Source organism: uncultured Thiothrix sp. (assembly GCF_937876535.1).
Taxonomy (GTDB): domain Bacteria; phylum Pseudomonadota; class Gammaproteobacteria; order Thiotrichales; family Thiotrichaceae; genus Thiolinea.
Genome location: NZ_CALFHZ010000029.1, coordinates 1 through 18,890 on the forward strand (window position 1 = coordinate 1; position 18,890 = coordinate 18,890).

Sequence of the window (18,890 nt, forward strand, 5' to 3'; positions counted from 1 at the left end):
CTTGAGCACCGGTTGCGCCTGTTGCACCAGTAGAACCTTGAGCACCAGTGGCACCAGTATCACCTTTCGCGCCTTGAGCACCAGTTGCGCCTGTAGAACCTTGGGCACCGGTTGCACCTGTTGCACCAGTAGAACCTTGAGCACCGGTTGCGCCTGTTGCACCAGTAGAACCTTGAGCACCAGTGGCACCTGTTGCGCCAGTAGAGCCTTGCGAACCAGTTTGGCCAGTAGAACCTTGAGCGCCTTGAGCACCCTGGGCACCTGAATGATGGTCACCACAACCAGTATTGCAGCCATTATTTGAACCACCACCTTGAATACCTTGCATCAACTGCATAATCAAGGAGATCATTAAGGAAAGCATTTGGAACTGAGAAGAACCGCCGCCACACAATAAAGAAGCAAAATCAATACTTGAAGAACCACCATAGTTGGTGGTTGCAGTAGAACTAGTTGAACCCTGAATATTACCAGTGCTACCTGTATTATTATTTACAGAAAGTGTCATTATTAGATTCTCCTAAACACTCATTTAACATTGGCAAAGCTTTTTTAGACTATCTAGTTAGCTTTGCATTTTTTGATCTAGTCACGCATGCAGCAATCCATTTGAAGCATTTAACCGAGCACATCTTCCTTGTTTAATCTTGTCGATCGCTGTCAGAAGCATTTGTAACGGACACCGGTACAAACATCCAAAGCTAAAAGGACAAGCGGGGAAGAATCAAAAACGAATGGTTGACAACTAGAATCAGTGAGGAAACAGCGTTTTAATGGGCTTAAACGAGCGTCGATGAATAGGTAAAACCCCATACTGACGAATGGCATTTAAATGGGAAGGAGTGGGATAGCCCTTGTGTTGGGCAAAGCCATAAGTGGGATACAGTTGATCTAAGAGAACTAATTCAGCATCACGGCTGACCTTAGCTAAAATTGAAGCCGCACTGATCGCGGGTATGAGTGCGTCGCCACCGACTATTGCTTCCATTGAATACGCAAGTTTAGGGCAACGATTACCATCAATTAGCACATGTTCAGGTTGTATTGTTAAACCTGCTAGCGCACGTTGCATGGCTAGAAAAGTAGCTTGCAGGATATTTAACTGATCAATTTCTTCGACCTCAGCTCGGCCTAAGCTCCAAGCTAAGGCTTTACTGCGGATTTCAAGATCTAAAGCTTCACGTTTTTTAGCAGAGAGTTTTTTAGAATCAGCTAAACCTATAATGGGTTGAGTAGGATCTAGTATCACCGCTGCGGCTACGACTGCCCCTGCTAGTGGGCCACGCCCGACTTCATCAACTCCAGCCACTAGCCGAAATTGACTCATGTAAAACGTTCCATAATGGCTTGTGCCGCATTAGCACTCGCGTCACAGTGCAGTTGAGTATGCAATGCTTGAAAGCGCTTGAAGATATAGTTACGGCGCTCAACAGGTAGCTGCATGAGACTCTCAATAGCAGCGACTAGTTCGGTGACATTCGCTCGATCTTGTAGCAGTTCAGGCACTAACTCTTCGCCCGCTAGATTATTAGGTAGAGTGACATGTTTAACTTTGGCAAGCTTAAAGGTTTGTACTAGCCACCAAGTGAGCGGTGAGACTTTATAAGCAGCCACCATTAAACGTCCTGCTAACATCCCTTCTAGCACGGCTGTGCCTGAAGCCATTAGCAAATAATCGGCAGCTTGCATCAATAAACGTGACTGACCATCTAAATAAGTGACCGGTAACTCAGCTACAACCGTTTGCTGGATGGCTTGTAGCTGTGCCTTTAAATCAGTACGCACGGTTGGAATAACAATTTGTAAATCAGGATACTTAGACTTTAAGGCTTGTGCAGTTTGTAAAAAAACCGCCCCTAAAGCCTGTACTTCTTTAGTACGACTGCCTGGTAATAAACCAAGCACCGGTTTAGCTAAATCTAAACCAAGCTGTTGGCGCGCTTCTTGAGCACTCGCGTTAAACTGCACCTCATCAGCTAAAGGATGCCCCACAAATTGCGCGGCAACCTGATGCTTTTTATAAAAATCAACCTCAAAGGGAAATAAGGTAAGCATGAGATCAATCTTACCTTGAATCTTTTTCACCCGCTTTTCACGCCAAGCCCAAATAGATGGACTGACATAATGTACCGTTGGAATACCCTCAGCTTGCAATTGCGCTGCTAAAGGCAAATTGAAGTCAGGGGCATCCACACCAATAAATAAATCAGGTGGGGTTGCAAGCCAACGCGCTTTGAGTTGTTTCCGTATCGACAACAAGGCTGGTAAGTCTTTTAAGACCTCCACTAAGCCCATCACTGAAAGCTTTTCCATCGGAAACAAGCTGGTACAACCAGCCGCTTGCATTTCTGAGCCTGCAATACCTTCAAAGATCAAATCTGGCTTTAAAGCTTTGAGGGCTAAGATTAAACGTGCCGCCAGCAAATCGCCTGAAACTTCTCCGGCAATAATTGCAATCCGTTGCATCTTAGCGAACTAACCCACGTTGGCTAGCTTGCACAAACTGAATCAAGCGTTGAATATCCGCGAACTCACCATAATCAGCCTCTAACTGTACAAGCGCTTCTTTAACAGTGATTTGTTGACGATAAAGTAAACGATAGCTGTCTTTAATGCGTTGAATCGCTTCAGTTGAAAAACCATTGCGCTTTAAGCCTTCTGCATTGATGCCACGAGGAATGGCGGGTGCACCATTCGCCATCGTGTAGGGAGGCACATCTTTGCCAATCGCACTCCCCATCCCAGTGAAAGCGTATTCACCGACGGTACAAAACTGATGAACTAAAGTGAAACCGCCCAAAATCGCATAATCACGAATCTCCACATGTCCCGCTAAAGTGGCGCTATTCGCAAAAACAGTATGATTACCCACAATGCAATCATGCGCGATATGCACATAAGCCATAATCCAGTTGTCATTACCAATCACGGTTTTGCCCTTATCTTGGGCAGTGCCACGATTCAAGGTACAACCTTCACGAATGACATTCCGATCACCAATGATCAGCTCAGTCGGCTCACCTTTGTATTTTTTATCCTGAGGAATTGCACCTACTGAGGCAAATTGGAAAATATGATTGTCTTCACCAATCCACGTTGGCCCATCGATCACGACATGGGAAGCAATGCGTGAACCGCGCCCAATACTCACCTGCTCACCAATAATGCTATAAGCCCCAACTTCTACATCGGCTGCTAGCTGCGCACTTGGGTGAATAATGGCGCTGGGGTGAATCAAATTGCACCTTCTTTAGCAGCACACATTAATTCAGCCGAAGCAACCAACTCACCATCAACCGTTGCTTTGGTATTGAACACCCACATAATGCCTTTTTTCTTAACAATTTCGGCTTCTAATAGTAGCTGATCACCTGGTTCCACTTGGCGCTTGAAACGCGCTTTATCCACCGCCACTAACATATACAAGGTATTCGGTTGTGGCTCAGCACTCATGGTACGAAACCCAAGTAAACCGGTAGACTGCGCCATCGCTTCAATAATCAATACACCGGGCATAATCGGTTTATCAGGAAAATGTCCGTTAAAGAAAGGCTCATTCGCTGTTACATTTTTTATAGCTTTGATATAGCGACCTTCTTCCAATTCTAGAACCCGATCTACCAACAAAAATGGGTAGCGGTGAGGAAGGAAATTTTTAATTTCATTGACATTCATGCCAGACATAGAGCCTTAATCCTTATTGTTTTGTAGCTCAGCTAATTGCTTTTCAAGACTAGCTAAGCGCCTCGCCATTTGATCTAACTGCCGGAAGCGCACTGCATTTTTACGCCATAATCCATGCTCTTCAACCGTGACCCCTGAAGAATACACGCCCGGTTCGGTAATTGAATTGATTACAAAGCTAGTGCCCGTGATCGTGACACGATCAGCAATCACTAGATGCCCTGCGATTGAACACATCCCTGAAATTTGGCAATGACTACCGATCTTGGCACTACCGGCAATCCCAGTACAGGCCGCAATCACGGTATGATCACCGATTTGTACATTGTGTGCGATATGGATAAGGTTATCTAATTTCACCCCATGCCCTAAGCGAGTACTACCCATTGCTGCCCGGTCAAGACAAGTATTAGCACCAATCTCAACATCATCACCCAAGATCACATTACCGATTTGCGGTATTTTATACCACCCTGTCGACTCTGGCACAAACCCGAAACCATCCGCACCAATCACTGCACCTGAGTGAATAATCGCCCTTTCACCGACTTCAGTATCGCTATACAAAATCACTTTGGGATAGAGAAAAGAATCAGCACCTAAGTGAACATTACGCCCTAAATAGCAACCTGCACTAATAACTGTTCCTGCACCCACTTTGACGCCTGACTCTAACACCGCATTAGCGCCAATATGAATATCCGCTCCTAAACTCACATCGTCAGCAATCACTGCACTAGGATGAATCCCAGCCGCAGGGCGATGCAGCGGATTGAAAAGAGTGACTACCCGCGCATAGGTAAGATAAGGATTTCTGCTAATCAGGGCATCGCCTTGATACTGTGCTGCTAAATCGGCAGTGAGAATTAAAGCGCCTGCTTTAGAAGTATTGAGCAAATTGAAATACTTGCGATCACGAATGTAACTGAGTTCATGGGCTTGCGCCTGTTCGATGGAAGCAACAGCTTGAATAAGTTTGTCTGCATTGCCTTGTACGGTCGTTTGCGTAGCATCGGCAAGCTCAGCGAGCGTCCAAGTTTTAGACATGACTATTCTCCGCTAGCAGGCTCTACCGATTTAGGATTAATAGATTCCGCCGGTGGGTTTGTTTGATTATTAAATTGTTGTTGTAGATAAGCTAAAACCTTATCGGTGAGATTCACCCGTGCACTCGCAACGATGTAATTACTCTCACGGAAGACAATATCAATCTGCCCTTCTGCGCGCACCGCTTCAACCGCTTGCTCAACTTGCTCTTGAACTTTCTCTAAAGCAGCATCTTTGGCAAAGCGAATTTCCTCACGCAAATCTTCTTGTTTACGACTGTAATCACGTTCTAAAGTGCGCAATTCACGCTCACGTTGAATACGTTCGGCCTCAGGTAAGGCCTCACTAGTCGCTTGTAATGCCTCTCGTGCTCGTTGTAACTCCAATTGCTCTTGCGCTAAAGCAGCCTCACGCGTAGCAAATAAGGCCTCTAAACGCTTGCCTTCTGCGGCCGCTTGCGGAGCTTGCTCTAGCACTTTCACGACATTGACGACTGCAATGCGATAAGGCGGGCTTGGATCTTCCGCCCGAACAGAACACATACTTAGAGTTAATAGTAAGCCAATCAGCGTTAAACGCAGCACAGTAAATGCCCTATCCTTGGAGCAGAACCTCCTAGAAGGAGGCGCCGATACTAAATTGTAGGCTTTGCTCTTTATCACCATTTTTTGCATTCAATGGCTTCGCATAGCTCACTTCAAAGGGACCAATAGGCGATAACCAAACCACCCCCAAGCCTGCGGAATAGCGCAATTCTGAAGATTTAAAACTATCGGTAGTATCAAATACATTGCCACCGTCGACGAACGCGCTCATCTTTACTGTTTTCACATCGGCAGCAAACGGCATGGGGAATAAAACTTCAGCAGTAGTCGTCAATAAAGCATCCCCACCTTTAGCATCTCCATTAGAATCGATAGGCCCTAAGCTGTTCTGCTCATAACCGCGTACTGAGCGAATCCCACCGGCGGTATATTTTTCAAAGAAAGGTAAACCATCTAAGCCCCCTTGTCCTTTACCGACTGCTAATTTAGCCTTTAAAGAGAAGGTGTAATCATCATTAATCGCTTTGTATATTGCGCCATCGTAAGAGAATTTAGTGTATTGCAAATCACTACCTGGTAAAGCACCTTGTACTGATAGCCGATGGCGTTGACCTTCATTTGGGAACACACTGCGGTTACGTGTATCATGTACATAGCTAAGCGTTAGCGGTAATTGCTTATATTCTAGGCCGTGTTTATCAGTAAATTCTTTGATGTGATCAGCAGGATCCTTACCTAGAATAATTTTGCGCTGTTCAGCTCCAGCAGTAAAACTTACCGAATCATTTTCACTGATCGGGAAAGCAAACTTGACATTTGCACCAAGCTTATCCGAGGCATAAGCTGAAATATCTTCAGCGGCTGCATCGTATTCATTGTAGTAAATACTGAAACCACGACTTAAGCCTTCAGGTGTATAATAAGGATTATCGTAAGAAATCAGGAAGTTACGATTCGACTCACTATTATCGATATTCACTTCTAGTTGTTTACCAGTCCCCATAAAATTATCTTGGGTGACTGCTAAATTGACTAACAAACCTTGAGATTGTGAATAACCAGCGCCAATGCGGAATTGATTTGAAGAACGCTCGCTCACAATCACATTCAGGTCAACTTGATCGGGTGTGCCTGCAACCGGCTCTGTGGTAATCCGTACATCTTCAACATAAGGTAGGCGTTGTAAACGTACCTTAGAACGTTCGACTTGCTCAGCGGCAAACCAAGAACTTTCTAATTGACGTAATTCGCGGCGATAGACCTCATCTTTAGTCCGATTGTTCCCACGAATATTAATCCTGCGCACATAAGTCCGCTTACCACTATCTACATTCAGGGTGATATTAACAATCTTCCGTGCTTCATCAATATCGGGCTTAGCACCAATTTTAGAGAAGGCATAACCTTGCTCGCCTAAATAAGTAGATAAGTTTTTGCGGCTTTCTTCCAAGGCTTTTTGCGAGAAAATATCGCCTTGACGCAATTTCATCGAATCTTGCACTTGCTGCTTAGTTAAACGCTCAACGCCAGATACATCCACCGTACCAATTTTGTATTGATCGCCTTCATTCACACTGATGGTAATGAAAACGCCTTGTTTATCCGGCGTCAGCGAGACTTGGGTAGAAACGATCTCAAAGTTCAGATAGCCACGATCACGATAGAAAGAATTCAAGGCTTCAAGATCGCCGACTAACTTTTCTTTAGCAAACTTATCCCGACTACTGAAAGCGGGAATGGAGAGAGTGCGCGCTGTTCCAGACTCTAATTGCGAGAGCAGCTCTTGTTCAGTAAACGCTTTATTGCCAATGATTTTTACTTGTTTAATGCGAGCAATACCGCCTTCTTTAACCGCGATATTGACCTTCACGCGATTATTCGCCAACGGCTCAATAGTGGTGTCAATTTTGACACCATAGTGTCCCATATTCAGATATTGAGCTTCTAATTCACGCTGCATTTTTAGCAAAGCGGCTTTATCTAGCATATCGCCCTTGCCAACATTTGCCGTCTTTAAAGCTTGTAATAATTGCTCAGTGGAAACTTTAGAATTACCAGTAACGTTGATTTCGCCTATCGCAGGACGCTCAACGACTTTAACAACTAATACATCACCTTGGCGTGCTAGTTGTACATCATCAAACAAGCCAGTTTCATATAAAGCACGAATCGCTTCAGCAGAGCGATTATCATCAAAAGCTTGCCCAACGCGTGCAGGTAAATAATTGAGCACGGTTGCCTGAGCCACACGATCTAGGCCACTCACTTGAATATCTTGCACCACAAAACTGGCAGCCCACGCTACCTGCGATGCTACTAACAAGCCGCTTACAATGGCCCAAGAAAGTGTCTGTTTTTTCATTAGTTGATTAACCGCATAATGTCGTTATACACCGCAAGCACCATGATGCATCCCACCACAGCCATGCCAAACCGAAGTCCGTATTCCTCAACGCGAGGGGACACCGGGCTGCCCTTAACAATTTCGATCACATAATACAGCAGATGCCCACCATCCAACATTGGAACGGGCAATAAATTCAATACACCTAGACTAATACTGACTACTGCCAGAAACCCTAAATAATAAGGTAAACCTGCAGAAGCGGTTTCACCTGAATATTTAGCGATGGTCACTGGGCCACTAATATTTTTTAGAGAAACCTCGCCAGTCAGCATCCGCCCCATTAATTTGAGGGTAACAATCGACATCTGCCAAGTTTTCTCAAAGCTCTTCGTGACGGAATCCACTAAGCCTAAGCGCTGTTTGAACTGTAAAGTCGGTAAGAGTTCAACCGGTACAACCTCACCAATACCTGCACCGATCTGTCCAACTTGCTTACCGTCTTTCTCTTTTAAGGCGGGCGTGACCGTAATATCACTCACACCGGTAGCACGCTCCACCTGCAAAACGATAGCTTGATTCGGATGCTGCTGAATATATTTTACAAAAGACTCAGCATTCTCTGGCTTACTGCCATCTACCTTTAAAACTTTGTCTTTAGTTTGCAAACCTGCTTTGTCTGCTGCAGAGCCAGGTATAATTTGCCCAAGCATCAAATCGAGCCGAGGCGCCCAAGGCTCCAAACCGATTTTTGAGAGCACATCATTTTCTTCTTTAAACAATGGCGTATTGCTTAAATCTAAACTGCGTTCTGCTAAATTCCCTTCTTTGGTTTCGACTTGAATCTTTATCGATTTAGTGACTAAAAACTCTTCAACGATTGTCATTGCCGTTTCTTCAAAGGTAGCAACGGGCTGCTCATTAACTTGAGTAATTTTATCGCCAGGCTGGAAACCTGCTAAAGCTGCAGGAGTATTCTTAATGGGTTTAACCAGCGGATGCATAGCTGGATTACCCGTCACACCAAATACAAAGAAATAAATAAGCACTGCTAAAATGAAATTCGCAAGGGGTCCTGCAACGACCACCGCCATGCGTGTCCAGACACTTTGACGGTTAAAGGCACGATGTAGCTCTTCAGCAGGAACTTCGCCTTCACGCTCGTCCAGCATTTTCACATAGCCCCCTAGAGGCAAAGCAGACAGTACATATTCGGTTTTATCTTTAGGCGAAACATAAGTCCATAAAGGCTTACCAAAGCCTACAGAGAAACGTAAAACTTTAACACCTAAGCGACGCGCTACCCAGAAATGACCAAATTCATGTACGGTCACTAGAATGCCGATAGTGAGTAGAAAGGCCGGAAGAATGATTAGCAAATTTTGTAGGTTCATAATTTTCTATTATTTTTTATCCAGGATGATGAAGCGCTGCGGCTTACCTCATCCTGAATAATTATATCCTCTAAGTGCACAGGAGTACCTGTATCTGCTAATTTCATCACATCGCTGATCAAACGTGGAATATCCATGAAACCCATACGTCGTTCTAGGAAAGCCTGTACAGCTATTTCATTCGCGGCATTTAAAGCAATAGTCGCAAAACCTCCGCGTGCATGTGCTTCATAAGCCAAGGGCAAACAAGGAAAACGTTGCAAATCAGGTTGCTCAAAGTCCAAACGGGCAACTTTAAATAAATCTAAAGCAGCAACACCCGACTCTAAACGCTCAGGCCAGCCCAAAGCATAAGCAATCGGGGTGCGCATATCAGGATTACCTAATTGCGCTAGTACTGAGCCGTCAGTATAAGCCACCATCGAATGAATCGTACTTTGCGGATGCACCACCACTTCAATCCGTTCTAAAGGGGTAGCGAATAACCAGCTGGCTTCAATGACTTCTAGACCTTTATTCATCAGGGTGGCTGAATCGACCGAAATTTTCTGCCCCATTGACCAATTAGGATGCGCGACCGCTTGTTCAGGTGTAACTGTAGATAAGTCGGCTAAGGCACGCTGGCGAAATGGGCCACCCGAAGCAGTTAAAAGAATCCGCTCAACGCCTTGTTGACCTTGTGCAGGTAAGCATTGAAAAATCGCATTATGCTCGCTATCAATCGGCAAAAGCTCAGCTTGATGTTCACGCACTGCATCCATGAATAGCTGGCCGGACATCACTAAGGCTTCTTTATTTGCCAGTAACACACGCTTACCTGCCCGTGCCGCAGCTAAAGCTGGCAATAAGCCTGCTGCGCCAACAATCGCAGCCATTACATAATCCGTCTCAGGCGCAGCAGCTACTTGCTCTAAAGCAGCTTTACCAGCTAAAACTTCAGTTACACAATCAACTGTTTTTAAACGCCTAGCTAGCAGTTCTGCCGCTTGTTCATTGAGCATTACTGCATAGCGCGGTTGGCAAGCTAGACACTGCTCAAACAGGCTCTCAACATTGTGGTTCGCAGTTAGGGCAAACACTTTAAAGCGTTCAGGGTGACGTTGGACTACATCTAGGGTACTCACCCCAATGCTGCCTGTAGAACCTAAAATCGTTAGTGCTTTTAAACTCATCGTTTACAGTTTGCCTATAACAAAAAGCCCAAGTGCCAAAATCGGAATAGCTGCTACCAAGCTATCAATTCGATCTAAAATACCACCATGCCCAGGTAACAAACTGCCACTATCTTTAGCACCCGCCTGACGCTTAATTAAACTTTCAAACAGATCGCCTGCAATCGACATCACAACGGCTAACATGGAAAACAATACAAAGACCAAGCCACTGCCAAAACGTAAATCAGTATAAATCGCGCAAATGCAAGCCCAAACAAAAGTCACCACTAAAGCTCCCCAAGCGCCCTCACGGGTTTTTCCTGGACTTAAGCTGGGAGCTAGCTTAACTTTGCCAAAGCGCTTTCCAGAAAAATAAGCGGCAATATCCGCAAAAGCCACTAGGCTAATCACATAAAATACATAGCCGTAATGCAAATCATGCAAGTAAACTAAGGTGTACCAAGCCGGAAGCAATACTAGAGCGCAAAGTAATCGTAATAACCAAGGCTTGCTTTTGTAATAAGTTGTATCGGGTTGATAACGGCGTAACAGATATAAGATAAAGCCCCAAGTGACTAAGCTCAGTAATAAAATTGGCAATAAAGGTGGAGCAATAAAGTAGATTAGCTCAGCAAGCACCACACTGCCCAGTACCGCAACCATGCGCCGCTGTTTATCTGCAAAACCCGTTAGATTCGCCCACTCCCAAGTACCAATACCAACCATCAATATGAGGGCAAGTTGATCAAAAACAGGATTGGGAAGCAGGAAAATGGCGAGGGAGACAAAAACAGCAAGAATGATGCCTGTAATAATACGCTGTTTAAGCATGAACATCCCCTTGCTGATTTTGGATTTGCTCGCTGGTCATACCGAAACGGCGCTGCCGACTCGCATAAGCATTAAAGGCTTCTTGCAAAGCTTGCTCATCAAATTCTGGCCATAATTTATCCGTGAAATACAGCTCAGTATAAGCCAGTTGCCACAGGAGAAAATTACTAATCCGCTGTTCCCCACCGGTGCGGATAAATAAATCTGGCTCAGGCAAACCAAAGGTAGCGATCTCTTGATTTAAAGCTTGCTCAGTGAGTTCTTGGGCACTTAACTCGCCACTTGCCAGCTTTGCTGCAAGCTTCTGGGTGGCTTGGAGAATATCCCAACGCCCACCGTAATTAGCAGCAATTAATAACACCATCCCTGTACAATGACCGGTTTGCTGCTCAACAGCTGCAATTTTTTCTTGTAGAGAGGCGGAAAAAGCGGAGCGATCACCAATAAAGCGCATGCTCACATTATGTCGAATTAAACCTGCCGTCTCACGCTCTAGAACCAACATAAAGAGCGACATTAAGCCACTTACCTCTTCTAGAGGGCGCTTCCAATTTTCACTGCTGAAAGCAAATAAGGTCAGGCACTCAACCCCTGCTACATTACAAGCACGAATGACTTTACGGACTGATTCAACACCTCGTTGATGTCCAATGAGGCGAGGCATAAAGCGTGCTTTTGCCCAACGCCCATTGCCGTCCATGACGATGGCGACATGCCGCGGAACGGCTTTGTTTTCAGCTTGCATGTGCCCACTCCAAGGCCATTAAATAGCCATCAGATCCTTTTCTTTCTTTTCGAAAACCGCTTCTACTTCTTTGATATATTTGTCAGTGAGCTTTTGCACACTGTCTTCAGCGCGGCGTTCTTCATCCTCAGAAATCGTTTTATCTTTTTCTAAAGCCTTTAATTCGCCATTGGCATCACGCCGAATATTCCGAATAGCTACCCGCGCACCTTCCGCTTCATTTTTAACAATCTTCACCAAGTCGCGCCGCCGCTCTTCAGTTAAAGCAGGCACTGGTACACGAATCACCGTACCAGCAACCGCTGGATTTAAACCCAAATCAGACTTAAGAATCGCCTTTTCAATCACTGCTACCATGGGTTTCTCCCAAGGGGTAATGCTTAAAGTGCGCGCATCTTCGATGGCAATATTTGCAACTTGGCTTAAAGCAGTGGGTGTGCCGTAATAATCCACTGAAACATGATCCAACAAGCTAGGATGAGCACGACCAGTTCGGATTTTAGTTAATTCGTTTTTCAGAGCTTCAATACTTTTTTGCATGCGGGTTTCCGCACTTTTCATAATATCGCTAATCATTCTTTAAACCTCTACTAAGGTACCCACAGGCTCACCACGCACAATCGCATGTAAAGCACCTGCAGCAAACATATCAAAGACTCGCAATGGTAAGCGATTATCACGGCACATGACCATTGCGGTTAAATCCATCACGCCCAGTTGCTGGGTAATCGCCTGGTTGAAACTTAAACGTTCATAACGCGTTGCGTTCGGATTCTTTTTCGGGTCAGCAGTATAAATACCATCGACTTTAGTGGCTTTCAGTAATAAATCCGCCTCTAATTCTACTGCGCGCAAACTCGCAGCGGTATCCGTGGTAAAGAAAGGATTACCTGTACCAGCTGCACAAATCACTACCTCATCTTGCTCTAAATAACGACGAGCTTGATGGGCTGAATAAGCTTCACCAACTTGGGCAATCGCTAAAGCCGGCATGACTCGACAAGCTCCACCGAGCTGCTCGATTTGATCTTGCATAGCCAAGGCATTCATCACAGTCGCAAGCATACCCATTTGATCGCCACGCACCCGATCCATCCCCGCAGCGGCTAGAGTAGCACCGCGAAATAGATTGCCACCGCCAATCACTAAGGCAACTTGTACACCCAGTGCGCGTACCTCTAAAACTTCTGTAGCCACTCGTTTTAAAATAGCGGGATCGATCCCTGAGTCGAGATCACCCATTAAAGCTTCGCCGCTAAGCTTAAGGAGGATACGGCGTGGTGTTGTGTTCATGCTGAAACTTTCCAGAACTCAAGATGGCGTACTTTATACAGATGAAAAGAAAAAGGGGCAACCATGTTGCCCCTTCTCTTGCACACTTAAAGCGCGTTTTAGCCTGCTTGTCGAGCTTGGGCCGCAACTTCTTCTGCAAAGTTCTCTTGCTTCTTCTCGATACCTTCACCCGCTTCAAAGCGGACAAAGCTAGTGACCGCAGCACCTTTGTTTTTCAACAATTGCGCAACGGTTACAGAAGGATCTTTCACGAAAGCTTGGCCTAATAAGGTCAGCTCTGCTAAGAACTTACGCATTTTGCCTTCTAACATTTTCTCAGCGATTTCGCGTGGCTTGCCAGTTTGCATCACGATATCCAATTGAATATCGCGCTCACGCGCCACACGCTCAGCTGGAACGCTAGACTCATCTAAGCCAGCGGGGTTATTAGCCGCTACGTGCATCGCTAAATCTTTACCTAACTCAGCCTCTGAGCCAGTGGTAACGATGGCTACACCAATCTTATTGTTGCTGTGCAAATAAGTTGAAATGCTGCCAGCACCGGCTTCAACGAGTTGCGCACGACGAACTTGAATGTTTTCACCGATTTTAGCTACTAAAGCAGCACGCGCTTCTTCTACAGTTTGGCCACTTGCTAATTTCACATCAGCCAAAGCTGCTGCATCAGTCACACCACTCGCTAATACAGCCTCTGCCACTGACTCAGCAAAACCAACAAAGTTGGAATCTTTAGCGACGAAGTCAGTTTCACTATTGACTTCAACTAAAGAGGCTTGCTTTTGATCAGCACTTAACTTAATGACCACACGGCCTTCAGCAGCGATACGGCCTGATTTCTTTTCAGCTTTTAATGCACCTGATTTGCGCATTAAATCGATGGCTGCTTCCATGTCACCATGGGTTTCAGTCAGTGCTTTTTTGCACTCCATCATGCCTGCGCCAGTACGCTCACGCAGGTCTTTTACCATTGCCGCAGTAATTGACATTACTAGACTCCTAAATTCGAGAACTCAATTCAATCGCTAAGCTGGATTAGGCTTCGTCTGCACTATCGTCAGCTTCTGGAGCAACCGCAACTTCTTCCACCTCTTCTTCAGCTGGCTCAGATAAATCTACGCCAGAGACTGCAGCAGAAGCATGGCCTTCTTTTACTGCATCAGCAGCAGCTGATACATATAGTTGAATGGCACGAATCGCATCATCATTACCAGGGATCACATAATCCACGTCTTTCAGTGAGTTATTAGTGTCCACGACGCCAATGACGGGGATACCCAGTTTTTTAGCTTCTTGAATAGCAATTTTTTCATAGCCTACGTCGATGACGAAAATCGCATCCGGTAAGCCTTTCATTTCTTTAATACCGCCGAGGCTACGCTCTAACTTTTCTTGCTCACGCTTCAGCATCAGCACTTCTTTCTTGTTTAAGCGCTCAATGCTGCCGTCTTCGGCCATTTTCTCTAACTCTTTCAAACGACGAATCGATTGTTTCACCGTTTTGAAGTTAGTCAACATACCGCCTAACCAGCGATAGTTTACATAAGGCATTTTGCAAGATTGCGCAGCTTCACGGACTGCATCACGTGCAGAACGCTTAGTACCTACGAACATAATCCGCCCACCACGTGAAGCCAATTTGCCAACGAAATTCATGGCATCATTGAACATCGGTAAGGTTTGTTCGAGGTTAACAATATGAATTTTATTGCGTTCGCCGAAAATGTACTGGCCCATTTTTGGATTCCAGTAACGAGTTTGGTGACCAAAATGGACACCGGCTTCCAGCATTTGACGCATGGTAACTTTAGGCATTGTAAATCTCCTGATTTGGGTTACGCCTCCACGTATCCCAAACTGCTTACTTAAGTTTTCTGCTTTACGCTAAACTTAAGCACCCTTGCAGCCTGTGCCGATACGTGTGTGGATTAAAATAATTACAAGTAAAAAATAATCTTGTTTGCCAAAAAGGCGTGCGCTTTATACCATGATTCGCTTTTAAGTGCTACTTTGGAATTCAGAACAGATGGCTATCTCGATAAAAACACCAGAAGAAATTGAAAAAATGCGCATTGCAGGCCGTCTAGCAGCCGAGGTGCTGGCCATGATTGAGCCACACGTAAAGCCCGGCGTTACCACTAATGAGTTAAATAATCTTTGTCATGACTATATTGTCAATGTACAAAACGCCATTCCAGCCCCTTTGAACTATGGAACTCCTCCTTTCCCAAAATCCATTTGCACCTCGGTTAATCACCAGATTTGTCATGGCATTCCCAGTGATAAAGTCTTAAAAAAAGGTGACTGCTTAAATATTGACATTACCGTGATTAAAGATGGCTATCACGGTGATACGAGTAAAATGTTCCATATTGGTGCTCCAACTATCCCCGGAGCGCGTTTAGCTGAAGTCACTCAAGAATGTATGTACTTAGGCATTTTAACCGTGAAGCCGGGGGCAACTTTAGGGGATATTGGCGCAGCCATTCAGCAGCATGCAGAGAAAAACTACTACTCAGTTGTGCGTGAATTTTGTGGACATGGGATTGGTGCGAAATTCCATGAAGAGCCGCAAATTCTGCATTATGGCAAAGCCGGCAAAGGTGACGTTATTCAGGCAGGCATGATTTTCACGATTGAGCCAATGATTAACCAAGGAAAGGCTGATTTAAAAATCTTGCCGGATCAATGGACTGCAGTAACCAAAGACCACAAGCTTTCAGCGCAATGGGAACATACCGTTCTTGTCACTGACACAGGTTTTGAAATTCTTACCCTCCGCCCTGAAGAAGCCGGTTGGTATGAGCGTCTGCAGGCAAAACTCAAGTTAAAATGAATACCGATACACGACTCAATCCCTTACTGGATCACTACCAAGAATTTAAAACCAGCAAGACTCAACCTTTAAAGCCTAGTGACTATGCGCAGTTTCTAAAAGAAGCGCGGAAACGCCTGGCCGGGTATTTTTTGGAAAAATACCCAATCCGTTCCCTGCTTTACTATCACGCCGGTTTATTGGATGTGATCTTGCAAGAAATTTGGCAGCAAACAGGCTTTAGCGTGTCTGAAGGCTCTTTAATTGCAGTTGGAGGCTATGGGCGTAAAGAGCTGCATCCTGCATCCGATGTGGACTTATTGATCCTGCTGCATCAAACACCGGATTTAGTGGCTCAAGAACGTATCTCAGCATTTCTAACCTTCTTATGGGATATGGGGATTGAGGTTGGGCATAGTGTGCGTACCTTGGACGAATGCCTGCAAACCGCACGCACCGACCTAACCGTGATTACGAATCTGATCGAGGCACGTTTACTAGCGGGTAGCCGTGATCTCTATCACCAAATGCGTGCCGGAGTTAGCCCCGAAAATATGTGGGATAGCCGCAGCTTTTTCTTAGCTAAATTAAATGAGCAAAAAGCCCGCTATCTGCGCTTTGGCGACACCGCCTATCGAGTTGAACCGAACCTAAAAGAAGGCCCCGGTGGTTTACGCGATATCCACATGATTGGTTGGATTATTGAGCGCGAGTACGGGCAATTATCTTTATCTGAATTGCATGAGCAGCGTTTATTAGATCAAAGTGAATATGAATGCTTGCGTGAGGGACGTGCTTTCCTCTGGAGCATTCGCTTTGTCCTGCATACGATTACTGGACGCAAGGAAGATCGCTTACTCTTCGACTATCAACACACCCTCGCTAAAACTTTTGGTTATGAGGCGGAACAACGCAATGAAGCAGTCGAAGCTTTCATGCAACGCTATTACAAAACCATAACAGAGCTTGAACGTCTCACTGACGTACTAATGGGGGTACTGCGCGTCAAGCTAGAAATCGATGAGCAGCCCCAGCCTATTATGGTAGGCGAGTGGTATGAAAAGCGTGGCAATCTCTTAGCGGTCAACTCACCAGACACCTTTACCCTCTACCCCACCGCTTTATTAGAAATTTTCTTATTCCTACAGAATACGCCAGGGGTGACTGGTTTAGCTCCAGAAACCATTCGCTTAATGCGCAGTAATTTGCATCGGATTGACAGTGGTTTCCGCCAACAAATTTGGCATCGGCAAATCTTTATGCAAATTCTGCGTCAAAATAGCGGGATTACCTTTGTGCTGCGCTTAATGAATCGCTATGGGATTTTAGCGGTGTATCTGCCCGCTTTTGCAAATATTGTTGGGCGGATGCAGTATGACCTGTTCCATGCCTACACCGTCGATGAGCATACTCTGTTTGTCATCAGCAATGTCCGTCGTTATAGCACTGAAAAAGGCGCTACTGAATTTCCTATGTGTAGCGAAATTTTCAAGCGCCTGCAAAAACCGGAAATTCTCTATCTAGCTGCATTGTTTCATGATATTGCCAAAGGGCGCGGTGGGGATCACTCTGAATTAGGTTCAGTCGATGCTTATGAATTTTGCCGTGAGCATGGCTTAAATGTACATGATGCCTCACTAGTGAGTTGGCTAGTCCAAAAACATTTGTTGATGAGCGTCACTGCCCAACGTAAAGACATCAGTGATCCTGCGGTTGTCCAAGAATTTGCTGAACAGATCATTGCACAGAATCGCTTAGACTATTTATTCCTACTGACAATTGCTGATATTAAAGGCACTAATCCGAAGTTGTGGAACAGTTGGAAGCGCTCACTGTTAACTGAACTGTATTTAAGTACGCGCAACCTGCTCAACCAGCGCTTACCTGCCTCAGAAAAATCCGCATCCATCATTGCGCAAAAACGTAACTCTGCTTTAGAACATTTAGGCCAAGCAGGCTTTAGTGAAGAGGCCTGTATTAACTTATGGAAAAGCTTGGGTGAGGATTATTTATTGCAGCATTCAGTCGAATCGATTTGCTGGCACGCTCAATATATTCTGACTTCCAAGCCGGAAGATTTTCCAATAGTAAAAATGCGCTCTACCATTTCGGGCAGTAGCAATATTATTTTTATCTACAGTACCGATTCGCCAGACCTGTTCACACGGGTGGTATCCACCTTAGAGCAACTCAATCTGAATATCGTCCAAGCACGGATTGTGTCAATGGAAGAAAATGGCTTTGATCTCTATACCCTGCACATTCTAGGGCCAGACAATAAGATCGTTGATGATCTGTCTGATCAAGAACATATTGTGGAAGTCATACAGCGCAATCTGCGCCGTGAGCAATTTCATGCTCGCCAACATCGGACACCGCGGATTTTGCGTAATTTTGATGTGCCCACGCGTATTCAATTCCGCCAGCAAACTGATAAGCAACTCACCATCATGGAAGTCAGTACAGGGGATATGCCGGGTCTCCTATCACGCGTGGGTGAGGCGCTCGATCAGGCTGGAGTGAGGGTACACAATGCGCGCATTACTACTTTAGGTGAACAAGCTGAGGATATTTTCTATATTACCACCCGTGATGATGAAACGATGATTACTGACCCAGCCATGCAAACCAGCATTAGCAACTCGTTAGTAGCAGCCCTAAGAATTTAATTAACTTACACGTTGTAATCCGATTTGCGGATCACTCCTGGCTAGCCTATATACATTAACAAGCACTTGTTGGAGTGCTTGTTCCCACCCTTAGGCATCGTTTAGGAGAGTCACTATGCTAGACAAATTGAAAGAAAAAGCAGCGGAATTATTACAGGACGCCAAAGAAGGCGCTGAAGAACTGTATGATACAGTTGCAGATAAAGCCTCCGATTTACTTGATAGTTTGAGTGACAGTGCAGATAAGGCTAGCGACCAAGCTGCTGATCTAGCCGATGCTGCCCAAGAAAAAGCGACCGATGTTGTGGAAGGTGCTAAAGACCTGGCTGCGGACGCAGTTGATGCGACCAAAGAAGCTGCTAGTGATTTAGC

Annotated in this window: 18 protein-coding genes and 1 pseudogene; 3 read left to right on the top strand and 16 right to left on the bottom strand. The window is 45.3% G+C overall.

The annotated features are described in order from the left end of the window. The 16 genes from Q0230_RS19045 to rpsB form a co-directional block, all read right to left on the bottom strand. On the bottom strand, nt 1-508 hold a 508-nt coding region (locus Q0230_RS19045), incomplete at its 3' end, for a collagen-like protein (protein ID WP_298613286.1). A 243-nt stretch (nt 509-751) separates the two neighbouring features. Continuing rightward, nucleotides 752-1,327, bottom strand: a complete 576-nt coding sequence (gene rnhB / locus Q0230_RS19050; RefSeq protein WP_298613288.1) for a ribonuclease HII — start codon at nt 1,325-1,327, stop codon at nt 752-754. Next, on the bottom strand, nt 1,324-2,466 hold the full coding sequence (lpxB, locus tag Q0230_RS19055; RefSeq protein ID WP_298613291.1) for a lipid-A-disaccharide synthase: 1,143 nt from the start codon (nt 2,464-2,466) through the stop codon (nt 1,324-1,326). Before lpxB ends, rnhB begins: the two co-directional genes overlap by 4 nt. Before the next feature lies 1 nt (nt 2,467). Further along, complete coding sequence (gene lpxA / locus Q0230_RS19060; protein WP_298613294.1) at nt 2,468-3,238, bottom strand: acyl-ACP--UDP-N-acetylglucosamine O-acyltransferase; 771 nt, start codon at nt 3,236-3,238, stop codon at nt 2,468-2,470. Further along, entirely contained in the window at nt 3,235-3,684 is a 450-nt protein-coding gene (gene fabZ, locus Q0230_RS19065; RefSeq protein WP_298613297.1) for a 3-hydroxyacyl-ACP dehydratase FabZ, read from the bottom strand. Before fabZ ends, lpxA begins: the two co-directional genes overlap by 4 nt. 6 nt (nt 3,685-3,690) lie before the next feature. Further along, nucleotides 3,691-4,731 (bottom strand): UDP-3-O-(3-hydroxymyristoyl)glucosamine N-acyltransferase, encoded by a 1,041-nt coding sequence (gene lpxD / locus Q0230_RS19070; protein WP_298613301.1) that lies wholly within the window; start codon nt 4,729-4,731, stop codon nt 3,691-3,693. A 2-nt stretch (nt 4,732-4,733) separates the two neighbouring features. Then, nucleotides 4,734-5,315 carry an OmpH family outer membrane protein gene (locus Q0230_RS19075; RefSeq protein ID WP_298613304.1) on the bottom strand — a complete coding sequence of 194 codons (582 nt, stop codon included), beginning with the start codon at nt 5,313-5,315 and terminating at the stop codon, nt 4,734-4,736. Between the two features lie 31 nt (nt 5,316-5,346). Further along, on the bottom strand, nt 5,347-7,638 hold the full coding sequence (gene bamA, locus Q0230_RS19080) for an outer membrane protein assembly factor BamA (protein ID WP_298613307.1): 2,292 nt from the start codon (nt 7,636-7,638) through the stop codon (nt 5,347-5,349). Further along, the gene (gene rseP, locus Q0230_RS19085; protein WP_298613310.1) at nt 7,638-9,014 is read right to left on the bottom strand and encodes an RIP metalloprotease RseP; all 1,377 of its coding nucleotides are present in this window, start codon (nt 9,012-9,014) and stop codon (nt 7,638-7,640) included. Before rseP ends, bamA begins: the two co-directional genes overlap by 1 nt. Continuing rightward, the gene (gene ispC, locus Q0230_RS19090; RefSeq protein WP_298613313.1) at nt 9,011-10,186 is read right to left on the bottom strand and encodes a 1-deoxy-D-xylulose-5-phosphate reductoisomerase; all 1,176 of its coding nucleotides are present in this window, start codon (nt 10,184-10,186) and stop codon (nt 9,011-9,013) included. The genes rseP and ispC overlap by 4 nt, the downstream gene beginning before the upstream one ends. Nucleotides 10,187-10,189: 3 nt before the next feature. After that, nucleotides 10,190-10,999: a phosphatidate cytidylyltransferase gene (locus Q0230_RS19095; RefSeq protein ID WP_298613316.1), complete on the bottom strand. Its 810-nt coding sequence runs from the start codon at nt 10,997-10,999 to the stop codon at nt 10,190-10,192. Further along, entirely contained in the window at nt 10,992-11,744 is a 753-nt protein-coding gene (locus Q0230_RS19100) for an isoprenyl transferase (RefSeq protein WP_298613319.1), read from the bottom strand. The genes Q0230_RS19095 and Q0230_RS19100 overlap by 8 nt, the downstream gene beginning before the upstream one ends. An 18-nt stretch (nt 11,745-11,762) precedes the next feature. Beyond that, a complete protein-coding gene (gene frr / locus Q0230_RS19105) occupies nt 11,763-12,320 on the bottom strand; it encodes a ribosome recycling factor (protein WP_298613322.1) in 558 nt (185 codons plus the stop codon). Between the two features lie 3 nt (nt 12,321-12,323). Next, nucleotides 12,324-13,037 carry a UMP kinase gene (gene pyrH, locus Q0230_RS19110; RefSeq protein WP_298613325.1) on the bottom strand — a complete coding sequence of 238 codons (714 nt, stop codon included), beginning with the start codon at nt 13,035-13,037 and terminating at the stop codon, nt 12,324-12,326. A gap of 98 nt (nt 13,038-13,135) precedes the next feature. Then, nucleotides 13,136-14,023, bottom strand: coding sequence for a translation elongation factor Ts (gene tsf, locus Q0230_RS19115; protein ID WP_298613328.1), 888 nt, complete (start codon nt 14,021-14,023; stop codon nt 13,136-13,138). A gap of 46 nt (nt 14,024-14,069) precedes the next feature. Continuing rightward, entirely contained in the window at nt 14,070-14,849 is a 780-nt protein-coding gene (gene rpsB, locus Q0230_RS19120; RefSeq protein ID WP_298613331.1) for a 30S ribosomal protein S2, read from the bottom strand. Between the two features lie 211 nt (nt 14,850-15,060). Between rpsB and map the strand changes: the two genes are divergently transcribed. The 3 genes and pseudogenes from map to Q0230_RS19135 all read left to right on the top strand — a co-directional run. Further along, on the top strand, nt 15,061-15,870 hold the full coding sequence (gene map / locus Q0230_RS19125; protein WP_298613335.1) for a type I methionyl aminopeptidase: 810 nt from the start codon (nt 15,061-15,063) through the stop codon (nt 15,868-15,870). After that, nucleotides 15,867-18,518 (top strand): [protein-PII] uridylyltransferase, encoded by a 2,652-nt coding sequence (glnD, locus tag Q0230_RS19130; RefSeq protein WP_298613338.1) that lies wholly within the window; start codon nt 15,867-15,869, stop codon nt 18,516-18,518. Before map ends, glnD begins: the two co-directional genes overlap by 4 nt. 115 nt (nt 18,519-18,633) lie before the next feature. Next, a pseudogene (locus Q0230_RS19135) lies at nt 18,634-18,890 on the top strand (hypothetical protein); the annotation flags it as partial.